Genomic DNA, 18725 nt, shown 5'->3' with positions numbered 1-18725 from the left:
CAGCCCAAATGTCATTATTTCCATATAAAGAAATACTAGAAATGATAAAAAAATACGATACGATTATTGTACACCGCCATATGCGTCCAGATCCTGATGCTTTAGGATCACAAGGCGGACTTGTTGAGATATTAAAAGAGAGTTTTCCGAAAAAAAGAATAATTAAAGCTGGGGGACCAGTAGGAGACTTAGATTTTTTGATAACGATGGATGAAGTTAACGATGACGATTATAAAGGATCTCTAGTTATCGTAACAGATACTGCTAACACACCAAGGATTAGTGACGAGAGATATAAACTCGGTTCGATGCTAATTAAAATAGATCATCATCCTAATGATGATATCTATGGAGATGTACAGTTAGTAAATATCAATGCTAGTAGTTGTAGTGAGATAATAGCTGATTTTTATTTAGCGAATCAAGATGAACTAACCTTACCTAAAGAGGCTGCACGATTATTATATGCAGGCATTGTCGGCGATACTGGACGCTTCTTATATCCTTCAACCACCCCGCATACAATGAGAATAGCAGCTAAATTAATGGAGAATGATTTTATTCCTAATGAAGTAAATAACCAAATGAATGTTGTTTCCCAAAAAGTAGCTAAATTAACTGGCTACATATTGCAAAATCTCACTATTTCTGAAGTTGGGGTAGCAAAAATTTTGTTAACTCAAGAGATATTGAACACATTTAATGTAACAGATATGGAAACATCTTCTATTGTATCTATTCCTGGAACGATTGATGGAGTTTTAGTCTGGGGAATCTTTGTTGAGCAAACAGAAGGGCATTTTAGATGTCGTTTACGATCAAAAGGACCAATTATCAATGAAGTTGCTAAACGTCACCATGGGGGAGGACATCCTTTAGCAAGTGGTGCAAATGCAAGAAACAAAGAAGAAATTGATCAAATTGTAGAGGAGCTAACAGATCTTGCTAGTAAATGGCTGAATGAATAAGGAGGAAATCTTGCGCTCATTAGCCGAATGTCGGTGAAAACACTAAGCATCAATTGTAACCAATAAAAGCCTTAGAATCACTCATATAGTGATTCTGAGGCTTTTTAATTGCACTAATAAAACTTATGGTTAATTCTTTTTTAATGGATAGTATCTGATTCTGAGTAATTATTACTGTTATTACTATTTTTAATAATATCGATTGTCTCGATGGTGCTACTGCCGGATTTGATTACTTTAAAGGAATAAGCGCCTTCTACAAGAGATTCCCCTTCAGTAATATCATATTTTTGATTTAACATCCAACCGCCCAAAGTATCTACGTTTTCCTCTTCAATAGATAAACCAAAAAGTTCATTAATCTCATCAACAAGCATTCTTGCACTAACGCGATAATGGTTATCGCCAACTTTTTTTATCTTAGGTTCTTCGACACTTTCATAATCATCACTGATATCTCCTACTATTTCTTCTACGATATCTTCCATTGAAAGCATTCCACTAGTACCACCGTATTCATCGACCAAAATAGCAATCTGATTGCGTTCTTTTTGCATCTTAACCAATAATTCTTTAATAGGAACCGTTTCAATTACACGAATAATAGGTCGGATATAGTGAGAAAAATTAAAATCATCTGGTTTATTTTCTTCAACAGCATTAACATAAGCTGCGAAAATTTCTTTCGTATTTAATATTCCAATGACGATATCTTTATCACCATCTTGAATCACTGGATATCGAGTATAACCTTTTACACTAACTAGTTGACTAATCTCTTTTAATGACATGTCTGTGGAAACAGTGATCATTTCAGTTCTTGGTACCATAATTTCACGACTCATTCGATCATCAAAAGCAAAGACGTTTTCAACAAATTGATATTCATCTCTATTTATCTCGCCGCTTTTTAGACTTTCTCCCATAATAATTCGAAGCTCTTCTTCCGAAACGCCTTCACCAAATTCATTTTTATTAGCAACACCAATGGCTTGAGAAATTTTATTTGCTAATTTATTCAAAATGAAAACGATAGGATACATTAGTTTGAACCAAAATTGTAACGGCCGAGCAAGGATTAACCCTATTTTTTCAGTATGATTGATGGCTATATTTTTTGGAACAAGTTCACCGATAATTACTTGAAGAAAAGTTAATACTGTAAATGAAAGAATGATAGAAGATAGTTTCGAAATAGAAGATGGTAATTGAAGATTTGTAAATAACATATCAAACAAACGACCGAAAGTTGGACTGCCTAACCAACCAATGGCTAGAGAAGTAACCGTGACACCCAATTGAGTAGCAGATAGATAAGTATCAAGTTTTTGAGTCATGTTTTTTAGCAACTGTGCTTTTTTATTGCCATCTTCAATAAGAAAATCCAATCTTGAAGGGCGTATACGGACTAACACAAATTCGGACATTACAAATAAAGATGCAATTAATAAAATGAAAAAGAACAAAATCATACCAGTAGTTATTGACAAATGGATGCTTACGTTACACTAACGCAAGCTTCACCTCCTTGTTAATTTATCACTATTATTCAACTAATGTTATTCTGTATGTGTTAAGGATTGAAGAAAGTCTTTTAGAATAAAAAACCATAAAATAAATAAGGATCAATAGTAAGCTGTAGCCTAAATGTATGTCGTTTTGATCAGTTAATCATGATTTCTTGTTTTTTCTCCCCGAGTTCCTCGCCTCACTTTAATTTAATAAGTACTTAATATTAATTGATTTTAAATTAATTATTAAAGATATGGATATTTAATTTTAAAAAAGTCTTATATGTTTACTTTACCTTAATATGATAAAATGTTAAAGTAAAAAACATATTTATCTTCTGTTTTTTGTAATAAAAGAGATAATAAGGCTATAACGCAATTATCTCCTACTTAAGAAGGATTCAAAGCGTAAAAACAGTTGATATACTTCAACTATGAAAAATTGAAAGAACATCAAAAAGTAAAAACGAAGGATGTTAAAAAAATGAAAGCAAAAGATTTTTTCAAAAAAGTTGGATTTTATCTAACTGCGATATGGCAAAAGTTAAAACCTCAAATTAAAAAATTTCTGAAAAGCTTTAAAAAAATATGGAAAAAGTTTCATGCAACTAAAATCCTCATTCTTATGATTTTATTAGCTTCTTTATTTAGTAGTAGTTATTTATTGTATTTAGCAAAAACCTCAAACGTTTCGACATTAAAAGCTGGACTTGAACAAACAACAACGGTATATGATATCGACGGAGATGAAGCGGGTACGCTTTATTCACATAAAGGGTCATTTATACCGCTAGATGATATTTCACCTTCAATCCAGGCAACGGTAATCTCAACTGAAGATAAACGATTCTATGACCATAAAGGCTTTGATGTTATCGGGATAGCTCGTTCAGCAGTAGGTTTTGTACTAAATGGAGGAAAGATAAGTGGTGGCGGCAGTACCATAAGCCAACAACTAGCAAAAAATGCTTATTTAACACTAGATCAAACGTTAATAAGAAAACTAAAAGAATTATTTTTAGCGATTGAAATTGAAAAACAATATACAAAGAATGAAATATTAGAAATGTATTTGAATAACGCTTATTTTGGCAATGGTGTTTGGGGAGTAGAAGATGCTTCGCATAAATACTTCGGGAAAAATGCTAGCGATGTTTCTTTGACTGAAGCGGCTACAATAGCCGGAATGCTAAAAGCACCAACTACCTATAATCCACGAGACAACCTAGATAATGCACTATCAAGACGTAATATCGTCATAGATTTATTAATAAAAAATAAAGGCGTTTCACAAAAAAAAGGTGAAGCAGCAAAAAATGAAACCTTGCAACTAATGGACGATTATCAACAAAATAATGGTTATCAGTACCCTTATTATTTTGATGCAGTCATTGAAGAAGCCATAAATAAATATGGTTTAAATGAAGAGGAGATATTAAACAAAGGCTATAAAATATATACCTCACTAAATCAAAATTATCAATCAAGAATGGATCAAACCTATGAAAATGATTGGCTTTTTTCTGATGCTTCAGACGGAACGTTAGTACAAAGTGGCTCTGTTGCAATGAACCCTAAAACTGGCGGTATTTATGCTATTATAGGGGGACGAGGTGAACATACCTTTAGAGGGTTCAATCGAGCGACTCAAATCAAACGACAACCCGGTTCAATTATGAAACCATTGGCCGTTTATACTCCTGCCTTAGAATCTGGTTATGAAATCGATTCTATCTTAAAAGATGAAAAAAAATCTTATGGCTCAGATGATTATACACCAGAGAATTATAATCTTAACTATGCTGGAGAAGTTCCAATGTATCAAGCTTTAGCTCAAAGTTTAAATGCACCTGCCGTTTGGCTTTTAGATCAAATAGGTTTGGAAAAAGGAATAAAAAAAGTAGAAGATTTCGGTATACCAGTTCAAGAAAAAGACAAGTACCTTGGATTAGCTCTTGGTGGCACAACAGGAGGAGTATCCCCTCTTCAGATGGCTAGTGCATACACGGTTTTTTCAAATGCTGGATTACGTAGCGAAGGGTTCTTTATTACTAAAATTGTCGATGCAACAGGAGCGATAATTGTCGATAATACGGAGCATAAAACAAAAAAAGTCACTTCGCCTGAAATAGCTGAGAAGATGACGAGTATGCTATTGGGTGTATTTACAAATGGAACAGCTAGTAATAACGCACCAGAGGGCTATGAGATAGCTGGAAAAACAGGTAGTACAGAAGTAACCTTTAATGATTCTGGTGGGACTACAGACCAATGGACAGTAGGATATACTCCAGATATCGTGGTTGCTACGTGGATTGGCTTTGATGAAACCGATGAAAACCATTATATGGGAACAGGTAGCTCAACAGGAGTAGGTCCGTTGTTTCAATTACAAATGCAAAACATCCTCCCAAAAACACCTGAAACTGCATTTGGTACGACAAGTGCCGAAACAATTGTAGATTCACAAAAAGAAAACGACTCTTCTCAATGGCAAGAGAATCTCCAAGAAAATATTGGTCAATGGGGAGAACAATTCAAAGAAGGACTAAATCAGTTGAAAGATAAAACAGGTAATTTGTTAGAGCGTTTTAACAATCGTTGATAGTTTCCTAAGAATAAAATGAGAATATTGGAAAAAAATAGTGAGAGATGGTATAGTATAACGGTCAAGAAAATAAAATCAGGAGAGTGGTATGGATTATGAACAACATTTATGATACAGCAAACAAACTTGAACAAGAATTAAGAGAAACGGAAGCTTATTCAGACTTGAAAGTAGCCTTTTCAACTGTGAAAGCTGATTCTGAAGCCAACGAAGTTTTTCAAAAATTTCAAGAGGTTCAAATGAAATTACAACAAAAACAAATGTCTGGTGAAGAAATTTTAGAAGAAGAAATTAATGAAGCACAAGAAATGGCTTTAAAATCAGGTGAAAATAATCTGATTAAAGATTTAATGGATGCAGAACAAAAATTAAGTACATTAGTTGATGACTTAAACCGTATTATTATGAAACCAGTACAAGATATCTACCAGGGTTAATTTTACAAAAAAGAGTTCACTAGTTTTAATTAAGAGTGGTGAGCTCTTTTTTTGTACATATATTGGAACATATGTGCCCATTAAACAGTATGTAATTTATTAGTAGAAAGGAAGGATAATCATGGTTCAATTCATTCACGGTGCTGATTTGCACTTAGATAGTCCTTTTATTGGTTTGAAATCAATGCCCGAATTTGTTTGGCAAGCAATTTATCGTTCGACCTTTGAGTCACTATCTCAATTAGTAAATGTAGCTATTGAAAAGAAGGTTGATTTTGTATGCCTCGTTGGTGATATTTATGATAGTGATGATCGTAGTGTCAAAGCTCAAGCTTTTTTTAGAAATGAAATGGAGCGATTAAATGAAAAAGAGATTCCAGTTTATTTATCACATGGTAACCATGATTACATAGGAAACCAGGGGTTACACTTGGAAATGCCAAAGAATGTAATTATTTTTGGTGAAAATCCTGAAACCTATTGGGTAACGACAAAAAAAAATGAAAAAGTTGCTATAACAGGTTTTAGTTATATGAAACGTTGGATAAAAGAAAGAAAAATAAAAGACTACCCTAAAAAAATAATGAAGCGGACTTTCAAATCGGTATGCTTCATGGTTTTTCAGAAGGGTTAGAATCAGAACATGGTAATTATGCCCCTTTTACTTTAAGAGAGTTAAGAAGCAAACAATATGATTACTGGGCTTTAGGTCACATTCATAAACGGCAGCAATTAGCAACCCATCCTCCAATCATTTATTCAGGCAATACTCAAGGGCGAAATAGTAAAGAAAGTGGACCAAAAGGTTGTGAGTTAGTTACGTTAACAGATACTAAAGAACAGATTGATTTTTATCCAACAGCAACTATTCGCTGGGAAAAATTTGAACTATCTATTAAAGGGTTAGTAAGTTTAGATAATGTTTATACTGCTATTCAACAAGCTGTCATGTGCAAAAAAAGTACAGCGTATAATTTATTTGTTTCGATTGATTTAAAAGACGCAGAAACGTTATTAGAGGGTATTAGAAAAAAGATTACTCAAGGAGAGTTGCTAGAAGCTCTACAGCAAATTGCACAAGACGATCATTTTGTTTGGATATATCAAATCGAGATGGTAGCTGAAAAAAAAGAAAATGAACAGTATACGCGGCTTTTTTCAGAAGAATGGCAAAAAGCACTTTTAGAAATGGAAGAAGAAACAACGTTTAATGAATTAACAAACTCTTTTTTTGACTACACAGAAATATCAGATTTGCTTAGTTCAAGAGACTCCTCATACAGGTATAAGATAATTGAACGTGCAAAAAATCAAGTTAAATCTGTGTTAACTATTGAAGGAAGTGATGAAATTGAAAATTAAATCAATAGAAATTTACGGATTTGGCAAGTGGATTGATAAAAAAATTGAAAACATAGAACAAGTCCAGTTATTTTATGGCGAGAATGAAGCAGGTAAAACAACTTTAATGGCTTTTATTCATAGTATACTATTTGGTTTTCCCTCGAAACAAAATTCAGATTTGCGCTATGAACCTAAAACTACTAGTCAATATGGAGGAAAGCTACTAATAGAAGACGACTTATACGGAGAAATCAGTATTGAGCGAATAAAAGGTAAGGCAAATGGAAAAGTGACCGTTACATTACCAAGTGGTGAAACAGGTTCAGATAAATTATTAGAAAAGTTAGTTTATGGTATAGATAAAACGACTTATCAGGCTTTATTTTCATTCAATCTTTTTGGGATACAAAAGATTCAACGAATGAATAAAGCTAAATTAAATCGCTATTTTTTAAGTGTGGGAAGTTTAGGTAATGAGCATCTTTTAAAACTAGCGGATAAATTTCAAACAGAAGCTGGTAAGCTTTACAAGCAGACTGGACGAGTCCCTGAAATAAATAAAAAAATTAGAGAAGTTGAAAACAAAAAACAACAACTTCGAATAGCAAAAGGGAAAAATAATCAATACACACACATATATTCTGAAAAAGAAAAATATGAACAAGAAATAGAAAAAATAAAAGATGCACGAAGTGAAAACGAAACTCACTTAGAGCAACTAAGTCGCCTAGCCGTTAACTGGAACCATTTTTCAGAAATACTAGCGATTCAAGAAGATATAAGGAAAAATAATATCAAAAACATGCCTCAAGATGGTTTGTTTCAACTTAATCATTTAAATCAATCAATTGATCAACTTAGAGCAACAATGATGCAAGAAAAAGAACGTTCTAAACAAGCCATGGAAAAAAGTCACTTGACGAAAGCGCAATCTTTATTTATAGAACGAAAAAATGATATCCAAAGAATAGTATCTTCAATAGATAGTACAAAATCTATTTTACAAGAAAAAGAATTTCTTGAACGAGAAGTAAAAAAAGAATCCGAGCAAGTGATGCGTGGTAAACTTCAACTAGGTTTGAATATTGGACAACGGATTCCATTACGTCAGACAACAACGCAAAAAGAAAATTATCAAAACCTCTATCAATCTGTTTTGGAAAAGGAACGTAAATTAAAGGAAGCAATAGAAAAAAAGACCTTTCTGATCTATCAGCAAAATTCGTTATCAGAGCAATTAGATAAGATTGAACCTGAGATATGGGACAATCAATTATTTCAAGAAACGGAAAAAAGATATCAACAGTCAGAAAATCAGGAATATAATCGAGATCAGTTCTTGATGAACAAAAAAATTAAGTCTAAAGAGAAAAATAAACGTTTGAAAACTAGCTTAACTGGATTATTAGGAGTAGTACTAGGAATTTCAGGTTTTATAACTGAAGGACAGATTGGTTCTTTCGTTGCCTTGATAGGGATAGCAATCGTTGGAGTAACAAACTTACTGTATTTTATAAAAAAATCTAAAAAAGAAACAAGTGACAAAAAAGATAACGATATCTTGAAAAACACTTATGCAGATTATATTAAACAAATTGAATTACGTAAGCAATGGCGTGCTCAGTTAGCTGAATATGATCAAGTGGTAATGGAGTCCAAGCAAACACAAGAAACGATAGAAAAATATACAAATCAAAATAAAGAATTAACGAACAAGTTGAGCCAAATCATAGTGAATAATGGTTACCCTGAAAATATGACGATAGAAAGTTTAGTGAATCAAGAAGATCTTTTTGATTCTTTACGTGAGCGAGTCCAAGCTGTGGATGAAAAAGAGGAATTGTTAGAAAAAATATCTGAACAGTTGTCACAATGGAAAAAACAGGTGCAATTTCTGGAGTCGGTAATTTTAGTTGATTGGGAACACTTTCCATCTGTTCTATCAGGTATTAATCAATTTTACCAAGATTCTCTAGTGGATGAACAGACCTTTTTAGTCATACAAAAAGAAGAAGAAGCTAGACAAGAGCAAATGAAAAAAATAGTATACGAACAGAGAAATTTTGAAAAGCAAAGAGTAGTGTTATTCGAATCTGTTGAGGCAAAAAATGAAGAGGATTTTCGCAAAAAATTTGTTCTTTTTGATGAATGGAAGCGGAAAAAGGCTCGTTTGCAGTTATTGGAACAACAAGTTTCAGAAGATATTAAGTTATTAGAACAGTTCCGAGACCAAGAAGATCTATTGGGACAAATTGAAAAAATAAAAAAAGCTATTCAACTTCATAGAGTAAGTGAAGAACAGCTAATTAATAAAAGAATTAAGAAAGAATTGGCTTTGAAAGAACTAGAAAAAGGTGGAGAGTATTCTATCTTGCTACAGGAGTATGCAAATCTCAAAAGTGAGTTACAAGAATTAGTAGATAAATGGAGTACGTACAAAGTTGCCGCTGAATTAATTGAGCGTGCGATGACACATGCACGTAAAAATCGATTTCCTGAAACAATCCAAGATACAACAAAATTTTTTGAACTGTTAACTAAAGGTCAATATAAAAAAGTCCTATTAAAAGAAGAAAAAATAGAAGTTCAAAGACAGGACGGAGCCATTTTTGATACTTCAGAGCTATCTCAAGGTACAGCTGAACAGTTGTATGTGGCTCTAAGATTTGCTTTTGTTAAAAATGCGAATGACATTGTACCATTACCGATTATGATTGATGATGGATTTGTAAATTTTGATCAATCGCGCAGATTGCAAATGATAGAATTGATTCAGCAGATGAGCAAAACGACCCAAGTTTTTTATTTCACATTTGATCAACAATTCTTAACTAAATTTCGAAAAGAACAGATAGAGATGTTATAATAGAGATAGTTTATATAGAGCGGGGGAGTATGATGGAAAAGAAATTATTTGAATATAGTGTAGATGAAGCTTTTGAACTATACTTATTAATTAAATCCGCAGATATACGTGTAGCAAAAAACGGCAAAAAATTTATTGCATTTACTTTTCAAGACACAAGCGGACAAATGGATGGGAAATTTTGGGATGCATCAGAAGCAGAGATTGCTTCATTGACTGCTGGAAAAGTAATCAATATATCTGGAAAAAGAGAGTTGTATCAAGGTAATCCTCAAATAAAAATTTTTAAATTAAGAGCGACAAAAGGTGGAGAACCCAATAGTCCTGAATTATTTATTGAGCGGGCGCCCTTAAAGAAAGAAGTCATGATGGAAGAACTAAACGAAACTCTTTTTGAAATAACAAATGCTAATATGAATAGAATTGTTCGTTATTTGTTGAACCACTATCAAAAAGACTTCTTTCAATTTCCAGCAGCTAAAAGATTTCACCATGCTTTTGTTGGAGGACTAGCTTTCCACACCATATCAATGTTAAGGATGGCTAAAACAATTGCGGATCAATATGAGGAAATCAATAAACCATTATTGTATTCAGGAATTATTTTACATGATTTAGGAAAAGTTATTGAATTATCCGGACCTATCTCAACAGAATATACATTAGAAGGAAATTTATTAGGCCATATCGTTATTGTTGATGAGCTTATCACTAAAGCTTGTCAATCATTAAAAATAGACGATAAAAGTGAAGATGTTCTTTTATTAAAACATATGGTCTTGTCTCATCACGGAAAATTAGACTACGGATCGCCTGTAAGACCTAAATTGAGGGAATCAGAAATTCTATTTATGATAGATAACCTAGATGCTACAATCACTATGTTGAATAGCAGTTTAAGTAGAACAGAACCCGGAGAATTTACTGAACGACTATTCGGATTAGATAATCGGGTCTTTTACAAACCACTAGGTAGTGATAATGAGAAGATTGAAGAAGAATAATTTTATGGTGTAGCTGAATTTTTCTCAGCTACACTATTTTTTGATTATCTTATTGAATAAAGTTTTAAGAATCTAAAAAAAGACGCTATTTTTCTTATGGAAAAGAAAATAGCGTCTTTTTTTTGTTTAGCGAGTTATTTTTTGATAGTAGCAAAAAAATTAAAAAGATAAAAAGTTAAACTAATGATTATTTAGCACTTTCAGAATCAGCTGCAGGTTCTGTCTTTTCTGATTCCTTAGCAGATGTGTCAGCTTTTTTAAGATAGCTGTCCATTGCAGTAGATAAATCAGAATCATTAATTACGACATTAGCATCTTGCATGATTTTAGAAAGAATAGATTGGACAGCAGCACTGTCTGCTAATTTATCTTGTAACAATTGTTCTTCTATTGTTTTACGTTCTTCTTCTAATGAACCTTTTTCAGATTTTTTATCCATTTTTATGATATGGTAACCATATTCAGATTTTACCGGTTCAGTAGTCATTTTACCTTCTTCTAGCTTGTTAGCTGCTTCTTCAAATTCTGGAACCATTTCTCCTGTTGAAAAAGTTAATTCTCCACCCTTTTCAGCAGTATTTGTATCTGTAGAGTTTTCTTTTGCAAGAGTAGCAAAATCAGCACCATCATTTAATTCAGTAATCAATTCTTTTGCTTTTGCTTCATCTTCAACAAGAATATGAGAAACAGTCATTGGAGGCGTAAAAGCATCATATGCTGCTTTCACTTCTTTATCAGTAAATTCAGAATTTCCTTTTACGGCTTCTTCAATTAGCAAGTTTAAACGTATAGTATCTTTGTATGAAGCATCTGTAAATCCTGAAGAAGCAAGAACATTTTTAAATGCGTCAGAGCCACCATAAGATTCTTCTTGAGTTGTATACTCATCATTTACTTTTTTGTCTGTGATTGTTTCACCATATTTTTCTGTTAAAACATCTTTAATAATTAGTTGTTGTAGAGTAGAAGATCCAACATTTGTTTTCATGGCTTCATAAAGTTCATCTTGTGAAATTTTACCAGCAGTTGAAGAGGCAACTGTATTGTCTGCACATCCGGCAATAGTTAAACCAGCTAAAATAGTTGCAGTTGTTAAAATAATTTTTTTCATTATAAGTAGACACATCCATTTCTTTTAATTTACATACTTAACATTTCCAGTCACAAGTAATAATATACCACATTCACTTAAATAAAAAAACAAAATCGGGCAAACATAAATAAAGTCTACTAAAACTCACAAAAAGAACACAAATAGGAATAAAAATAAAAAAGGTTCCAAAAAAGTAAAAACACAATGTTTATTGCGCATCACTTTTTTTTGGGACCTTCCTTCTCATATTTGTTTATTTTTTATGCCGGTTGAACTTGCTGATTTAAACCTTCAACATCTTTTGAAAGTTTTTCGGTTTGTTCTTGAATTCTTCGCATACGTGGTTCTGTTTGATTTGTAAAGTCTTCGATTGATACAGTTATCTCTTGAGTGAATTCATCTGCTAAAGCTTTTCCTTCATTTGAAAGTGTTGAAAAAGCTTCTTTTAGTTCATTCATACTTTTAGTTACATCATCTACTAAAAGAGTGGTATCATCTATATAATCGAGTAAAAATTCACGATTCTCTTCACCTGATCTTGGAGTTTTTAATAGTGTATAAATACCTCCTGCTAAAGAGCCAAAAATAAGTCCTTTAAAAAATTCGTTTGCCATGATTATACCTCCATTTTTTCTTTAATTGATGTGACAATCTTATCTAATTCTTCAGCAGTATAGCTATTTGAGTTATCACCAAACGACATACTGAAATCATCCTGTTTCGTGTAGCGAGGAATCAGATGAACATGACTATGAAATACAGATTGATAAGCAACAGAGCCATTATTATTTACAATATTCATACCAGTTATAGTTAAATCCGATTGTTTAATCGCACGCGCGATTTTTGGAATACGCGAAAATACAGTCGCAGCTAATTCTTTATCATAATCAAAAATATCAACTACGTGTTTTTTTGGAAGAACTAATGTGTGACCGGGTGTAACTTGAGTTAAATCAAGGAATGCAATGATATCTTCATCCTCATAAATCTTTCTGCTTGGAATTTCATTGTTAATGATTTTGCAAAAAACACACTCTGACACAAGATAACCTTCTTTCTCATAGTTTGACTTTACGAGACAATAACTATAAAAGATAACATAAGTAGTCATCTTCATCTTAAATGTAGCACAAAATTTAAATAAAGTGAAACGCTAACTAAAATAAACTGAGTAAAGCAACTTTGAGTATCTTATGGTACAATTAAAAAAATTTTAAGAAAAGAGAGGAACAAAAAAATGAGTCTAAAAGTATTAAATGTTACAGGCGGCTATACTCAAGTTCCTGTATTAAAAGATGTATCCTTTGAAGTAAATGATGGAGAATTAATTGGGTTAATTGGCCTTAATGGAGCTGGGAAAAGTACAATTATTAAGCATATTATCGGTTTGATGGAGCCGATAAAAGGAGAAATAATACTAGATGGCCAGACATTAAAACAAGAAATCACTAGTTATCGCAAAAAGATTGGTTATGTTCCTGAAATGCCAGTTTTATATGAAGAATTAACATTGCGTGAGCATATTGAAATTACTGGAATGGCTTATGATATCCCCTCTGAAATTGCATTTAAAAGAGCTGGGAAATTACTTAAAACTTTTCGATTAGAAAATAAACTTGATTGGTTCCCTGCATATTTTTCTAAAGGGATGAAACAAAAAGTTATGATTCTCTGTGCGTTTTTAATTGAACCTAGTTTATATATTATTGATGAACCATTTGTTGGTTTAGATCCATTAGGAATTAATGCATTATTAGATTTGATGAATGAAATGAAGCAACAAGGAGCTTCTATTTTGATGTCCACTCATATATTAGCTACAGCAGAAAGAGAATGTGACCGTTTTGTTTTACTCCATGAAGGAAAAGTACGAGCAGATGGAACTTTGGCTGATCTAAGAGAAACATTCGGTATGCCATCTGCAACATTAGATGAGATTTATCTTCAACTGACTAAAGAAGAGGATGAGCAAAGATGATGAATGATATTTGGAAAAAAAGATCTGCTCAACATCAGAAAAAAATGATGCACTATTTAAAATATGTATTGAATGATCATTTTGTTATTGTATGTTTATTTCTTTTTGGAGCCTTAGGGTATGCTTATTCAGAACTACTTAAAAGTTTAACAGATTCGTTTAACTATGGACGCGTAATAGCGGTTGTTGTTTTTACAGGTTTAATCTTAATCGGAAAACTAGCAACTTTTTTGAAAGAAGCAGATATTGTTTTTTTATTACCAAAAGAAAAAGAATTAAAAAATTATCTTCAATTAGCCAAAAAACGGAGTATTATTTTGCCAGCTGTTATAATTACACTAGGGACAAGTATAATTATGCCATTATTGGTCGCAACGTCTTCGTTTAAATTTACCGATATGTTCTTTTTTGTAGTATACTTAATAATGATAAAAAATTTAGAATTTGAGATACAACATCTTTGTATGAAAGTTTTCTCCTCACATAAAAGAAATAAAATTAGACTTATATTTTTAGTTACAATATTTGCTGGAAGTAGTTTATTAGTATTTTTGTCACCGCTGGTAGGAATTGCGTATGCTTTTATAATGAACGGATTATGGTTAAAGTATGGAGTTAAGTATCGCTATAATCTTCAATATCAATGGCAAGATATGATAAAACAAGAACGGAATCGTGTACAACGCATTTATCAATTTATCAATTTATTTACAGATGTACCTATTTTAAAAAGTACGGTCAGAAGACGTAAGTACTTAGATGTTTTCTTAAATAAAAATAAAAAAGATCATGAAAAAACATTTAATTATTTATATACACGAGCGTTTCTCAGAGGTACTGAGTATAGTGGTCTATTTATCCGCTTGTCTTTGATTGCCATGGGACTTATGTTAGTTGTAGAACCATTTTTGCTTCATTTGTTAGTAGCATTGCTTTTTTTGTATTTGACGGGATTTCAGTTAATTCCACTATATTTTCATTTTGATAATATGGCGATGGCCGTTTTATATCCAATTAATCATCAACAAAAACTAAAAGCGATAAAAGCAATTTTATTTAAAATACTTCTAATACAAAGTTTTGGAATACTCCTTGTGTCATTAGTTGTTTTATCTTTATTTGAAGCTCTATTATTGATGGCTACTTTAATGGTATTTAGTCTGTTATTCAGTTATTTTTATTTGCCAACTAGAATTAAAAAAATGCAACGATATTAATGATTTGTTAGTAAGAATAATGAATTCTGATTTGTCAAATTAAGCTATACAAAATATCTTCATCCATGTAACTCATAAAAACTTCCAGCGGTGTTTGGTAATTTAATGACTTTCTTGGAATTATATTCCGTTTGTGTGCAACAGACGATACGAAAGCCTGATCAACTTCGTTGAAATCCATTTCTTTTGGCAATCCATCTTTTCGAAGAAGCCCATTAGAATTCTCGTTTAAAGCTCGTTGTGAAGGCGTTCCAGGGTCAGCGAAGTAGATAGCGACATCATGCTGGTTGCACAAAGATTTCCAGTTGGAGAACTCCTTACCGCAATCAAAAGTAATTGATTTGAATAATTTTTTTGGTATGGATTGGAACCATTGATTCATAGCACTCTCAATGTCGCAGGCTTTACGCCCTTTGGGCTTTAAGGTAATGATAGCTTTCGATAAAATCTCTACTAGAGTAATGACCGCACTTTTGTGGCGGACACCTACAATGGTATCTCCTTCGATATGACCAAATTCTTCTTTAAATGTTGGATAATCTATTATTCTTTCAGAGATATTTCGTTTATAAGCTTGTCTACCTCTACGTTCTTGATGTCCGTTAGGCTTTCTTTTCCCTTTCATTGGAAGGGTAGCTTCATCGAATGTTTTTTCTTTAAATTGTCTATAAAGTGTTCGTACGGAACAGTCTATTGTCATTTCTTTACGGCCAATAATGACATCAGGCGTCCAGCCTTCAGCTACTTTTTCCTTGATATAAAGATGTTGTTCTTCTGGTAAAACAACTTTTTCGCGTCCACACTGCTTCTTGTTTTTCTTATACCGTAGGTAATACTCGAAAGCTGTATGTCCTGCTCTGAAGAACCTGATAACATTATTAATCGGTGTTCGAGTACGATTCAAGTAAGCAGCTATTTTAGCAACTGGAATACCTTGATGGTAATAAGCTTCTATCATCACTAGTTCATCCATGGTAATATGGGTATAGGTCATTTGTGATCACTCCTTGTTTTCTATGGTTGGAAATACAATTAGAGTTTATCACGAATGGCTTTTTTATTTGTATAGCTTAATCTTACAATCCACGAATCATAAAATCTCAGTAATTTTTAAATATAGAAGTTGAATAGTTATGTGAACCAAGTATTCAACTTAACGAATCTATTTGAAAGAGGAGAAAAGAATGAAAGTTATTTGGAATAATCAACTTGTTGAACGGGAAGATGTTAAAATCGATATGGAAGATAGAGGGTATCAATTCGCTGATGGTCTTTATGAAGTTATACGTGTTTATAATGGTGTATTGTTTACTGCAAAGCAACATATTGAACGTTTATTCACAGGTGCTAAAAAGATAGATTTAATTTTACCATTTACAAGAGAAAAATTAATAAAGCTGTTAAGTGAATTAATTGAGGGGAATCAAATTGAAACTGGTAATATTTATTTACAAGTGACCAGAGGAGTTTCAAGCCCAAGAAATCATGCTTACCCAGAAACTGAATGTACTTCAACTGTTTTCACAGCTTCAACAACAAGTGTTCCACGTAATTTGAAAATGATGAACGATGGTATAAAGGTTATTACGTTACCAGATATGAGATGGCTACATTGTGATATTAAATCCATCAGTCTTTTAGGAAATATTATGGCTAAGCATGAAGCACACAAAAAAGGTAAAGATGAAGCAATCTTGTATCGTGATAATCGTGTCACAGAATGCTCTACATCTAACATTTCAATAATAAAGGACAACATTATTTATACTCATCCTGATGGTAATTTAATTTTACCTGGGATAACAAAATCAGTACTGTTTAAAGTTGCTAGACAAGCTGGAATAACAGTTAAAGAAGAAACCTTTACACTCAAAGAATTAAAAGAAGCAGATGAAGTATTTGCATCTAGTACGACAATGGAGGCAATGCCTGTTATAGAGATTGATGGTGAGCTTGTTGGCGGTGGCAACTGTGGGCCAGTTGTTAAGCTGTTACAGAGCCTTTATGTTACCGAAATTGAAACAGAGTGTGGTATAATTAGCTGAAATTAAATAAAGATGAATAATTTAAGTGAGACGCAACTTCTAAAAAAAGTTGCGTCTTTTAGATGTTTATTAAGAAGGGGTCATTTTATGGACGATCAGTTAAGGAGGGAACCGAAAGAAACAAAACAAATAGCATCTATTTTAGGTGTTATTATTATGGGAACTTTCGTTACGATACTAAATCAAACGTTAATGAGTACAGCTCTTCCTAGCATTATGAAAGAGTTTTCGATTACAACAACTCAAGGACAATGGTTGACAACGGCTTATATGTTAATTAACGGAATTATGGTACCTATTACTGCCTATTTAGTAAACAGGTTTACAACAAGACAACTTTATTTATTTGCTATGTCAACTTTTTCAGTTGGGACTCTAGTTGCAGCTACTTCTAAAATTTATAGTCTTCTTATTGTTGGTCGAATGATTCAAGCAATCGGTGCTGGAATTGTCTTGCCACTTCAAATGATTGTTATATTATTTTTGTTTCCGATTGAAAAAAGGGGAGCGGCAATGGGGTTGATAGGGTTAGCTATGAATTTTGCGCCAGCGATAGGACCAACATTTTCAGGATGGGTTGTACAAAACTATGAATGGAACAGGATATTTTATTTCGTTTTACCTTTCGCAGTGTTAGATGTACTCGTTGCTTTTTTTGTTTTAAAAAATGTAGGAGAAATTGGCCGCCCGAAACTAGATTGGCTTAGTGTTATTTATTCAACCATAGGATTTGGAGGTTTATTATTTGGTTTTAGTAATGCATCATCACATCCGTTCTTCAGTATAAACGTTGCCTTATCAATTTTCGTGGGTATTTCATCTATCATATTGTTAGTAAAGCGAAGCAAACAATTAAAAAACCCGCTATTAGATTTCAGGGTATTTAAATACCAAGGATATCGTCTGAATTTAATGATTTCTTTTATTATTACTGCTGGTTTATACGGTGCAATTATATTGTTGCCTATATACTTCCAGACTATTCGCGGTTTATCTCCGATGCAATCAGGGATGATATTGTTACCAGGAGCACTGGTACTTGCGGTCATGAGTCCAATAACCGGGCGTCTTTTTGATAAATATGGCGGTAAAAAATTGGCTATAATAGGTTTGATTCTTATTACAACAATGACAGTGATGATTGGTTTTATCGATTTGGAAACGCCCATTAGAACGATTGTGATTTTACAAATGATTCGTTCATTAGGATTTTCATTGACATTGATGCCACTACAAACAGGAGCGTACAATGCTGTACCATTATCAATGGCGCCAGACGCTTCAGCAATGTTTAATACTCAACGTCAACTAGCTGGGTCAATGGGAACTGCTTTATTTGTAGTTGTTATGACTTTAGCCTCCAATACAGTCGCTGTAAAAGCTTTAAACTCAGTTCAGTTAGCTAATCTAGCTGGTTTTCAGGCAGTATTTTTACTTGTGGGAGGTTTTTCATTTGTAGCTTTAGTCATGACCGTTTTCATGAAAGATGATACAATGATACGAGAATAAATAACTCTTTAAAAATAATAAATTAGATAGAATTAAAGTGACTGGCCAATATGTAATGATTGGCCAGTTTTTTATTAGGAAAAAAAATGCTATTTTACTTTAAAAGCTAGAATAAATAAGTAAAAAAAAAATATTAGAAAAA

The 18725-nt window shown here is 32.6% G+C and carries 16 protein-coding genes; 11 read left to right on the top strand and 5 right to left on the bottom strand.

The window, feature by feature from the left end:
- Nucleotides 1–8 precede the first annotated feature (8 nt).
- Complete coding sequence (locus tag BR44_RS04205; protein WP_034550817.1) at nt 9–968, top strand: DHH family phosphoesterase; 960 nt, start codon at nt 9–11, stop codon at nt 966–968.
- Nucleotides 969–1108: 140 nt separating this feature from the next.
- Here the strand turns inward: BR44_RS04205 and BR44_RS04200 are convergent, their stop codons facing one another.
- Nucleotides 1109–2440, bottom strand: coding sequence for a hemolysin family protein (locus tag BR44_RS04200; protein ID WP_281173147.1), 1332 nt, complete (start codon nt 2438–2440; stop codon nt 1109–1111).
- A 523-nt stretch (nt 2441–2963) separates the two neighbouring features.
- On the opposite strand from BR44_RS04200, the gene BR44_RS04195 reads away from it, so the two are divergent.
- The 6 genes from BR44_RS04195 (at nt 2964) to BR44_RS04175 (ending at nt 10738) form a co-directional block, all read left to right on the top strand.
- A complete protein-coding gene (locus BR44_RS04195) occupies nt 2964–5084 on the top strand; it encodes a PBP1A family penicillin-binding protein (RefSeq protein ID WP_034550816.1) in 2121 nt (706 codons plus the stop codon).
- A 98-nt stretch (nt 5085–5182) separates the two neighbouring features.
- Nucleotides 5183–5524, top strand: a complete 342-nt coding sequence (locus BR44_RS04190) for a YlbF family regulator (RefSeq protein ID WP_034550815.1) — start codon at nt 5183–5185, stop codon at nt 5522–5524.
- Between the two features lie 121 nt (nt 5525–5645).
- Nucleotides 5646–6158 carry a metallophosphoesterase family protein gene (locus tag BR44_RS11815; protein WP_245592917.1) on the top strand — a complete coding sequence of 171 codons (513 nt, stop codon included), beginning with the start codon at nt 5646–5648 and terminating at the stop codon, nt 6156–6158.
- Nucleotides 6131–6886: a metallophosphoesterase family protein gene (locus BR44_RS11810; protein ID WP_245592916.1), complete on the top strand. Its 756-nt coding sequence runs from the start codon at nt 6131–6133 to the stop codon at nt 6884–6886. The genes BR44_RS11815 and BR44_RS11810 overlap by 28 nt, the downstream gene beginning before the upstream one ends.
- Entirely contained in the window at nt 6876–9734 is a 2859-nt protein-coding gene (locus tag BR44_RS04180; RefSeq protein ID WP_034552900.1) for an ATP-binding protein, read from the top strand. The genes BR44_RS11810 and BR44_RS04180 overlap by 11 nt, the downstream gene beginning before the upstream one ends.
- A 32-nt stretch (nt 9735–9766) precedes the next feature.
- Nucleotides 9767–10738 carry a 3'-5' exoribonuclease YhaM family protein gene (locus tag BR44_RS04175; protein WP_034550814.1) on the top strand — a complete coding sequence of 324 codons (972 nt, stop codon included), beginning with the start codon at nt 9767–9769 and terminating at the stop codon, nt 10736–10738.
- A gap of 187 nt (nt 10739–10925) precedes the next feature.
- Here BR44_RS04175 and BR44_RS04170 read toward each other — a convergent pair whose 3' ends face one another.
- The 3 genes from BR44_RS04170 to BR44_RS04160 form a co-directional block, all read right to left on the bottom strand.
- Entirely contained in the window at nt 10926–11849 is a 924-nt protein-coding gene (locus tag BR44_RS04170; protein WP_034550812.1) for a peptidylprolyl isomerase, read from the bottom strand.
- Between the two features lie 242 nt (nt 11850–12091).
- On the bottom strand, nt 12092–12445 hold the full coding sequence (locus BR44_RS04165; RefSeq protein WP_034550811.1) for a YtxH domain-containing protein: 354 nt from the start codon (nt 12443–12445) through the stop codon (nt 12092–12094).
- Nucleotides 12446–12447: 2 nt separating this feature from the next.
- Complete coding sequence (locus BR44_RS04160) at nt 12448–12876, bottom strand: HIT family protein (protein WP_034550810.1); 429 nt, start codon at nt 12874–12876, stop codon at nt 12448–12450.
- A 195-nt stretch (nt 12877–13071) separates the two neighbouring features.
- On the opposite strand from BR44_RS04160, the gene BR44_RS04155 reads away from it, so the two are divergent.
- Nucleotides 13072–13812, top strand: coding sequence for an ABC transporter ATP-binding protein (locus tag BR44_RS04155; RefSeq protein WP_034550809.1), 741 nt, complete (start codon nt 13072–13074; stop codon nt 13810–13812).
- A complete protein-coding gene (locus BR44_RS04150) occupies nt 13809–15029 on the top strand; it encodes an ABC transporter permease (protein ID WP_051912501.1) in 1221 nt (406 codons plus the stop codon). The genes BR44_RS04155 and BR44_RS04150 overlap by 4 nt, the downstream gene beginning before the upstream one ends.
- A gap of 34 nt (nt 15030–15063) precedes the next feature.
- Here BR44_RS04150 and BR44_RS04145 read toward each other — a convergent pair whose 3' ends face one another.
- The gene (locus tag BR44_RS04145; protein WP_034546336.1) at nt 15064–16023 is read right to left on the bottom strand and encodes an IS30 family transposase; all 960 of its coding nucleotides are present in this window, start codon (nt 16021–16023) and stop codon (nt 15064–15066) included.
- A gap of 190 nt (nt 16024–16213) precedes the next feature.
- Between BR44_RS04145 and dat the strand changes: the two genes are divergently transcribed.
- On the top strand, nt 16214–17074 hold the full coding sequence (dat, locus tag BR44_RS04140; RefSeq protein ID WP_034550808.1) for a D-amino-acid transaminase: 861 nt from the start codon (nt 16214–16216) through the stop codon (nt 17072–17074).
- A gap of 87 nt (nt 17075–17161) precedes the next feature.
- Entirely contained in the window at nt 17162–18583 is a 1422-nt protein-coding gene (locus tag BR44_RS04135) for an MDR family MFS transporter (RefSeq protein ID WP_051912499.1), read from the top strand.
- Nucleotides 18584–18725: the final 142 nt, after the last annotated feature.

It is taken from the genome of Carnobacterium funditum DSM 5970 (genome assembly GCF_000744185.1).
Lineage (GTDB): Bacteria > Bacillota > Bacilli > Lactobacillales > Carnobacteriaceae > Carnobacterium_A > Carnobacterium_A funditum.
Note: the sequence above shows the minus strand (reverse complement) of the source record. Positions and strands in the feature narration are given on the sequence as shown.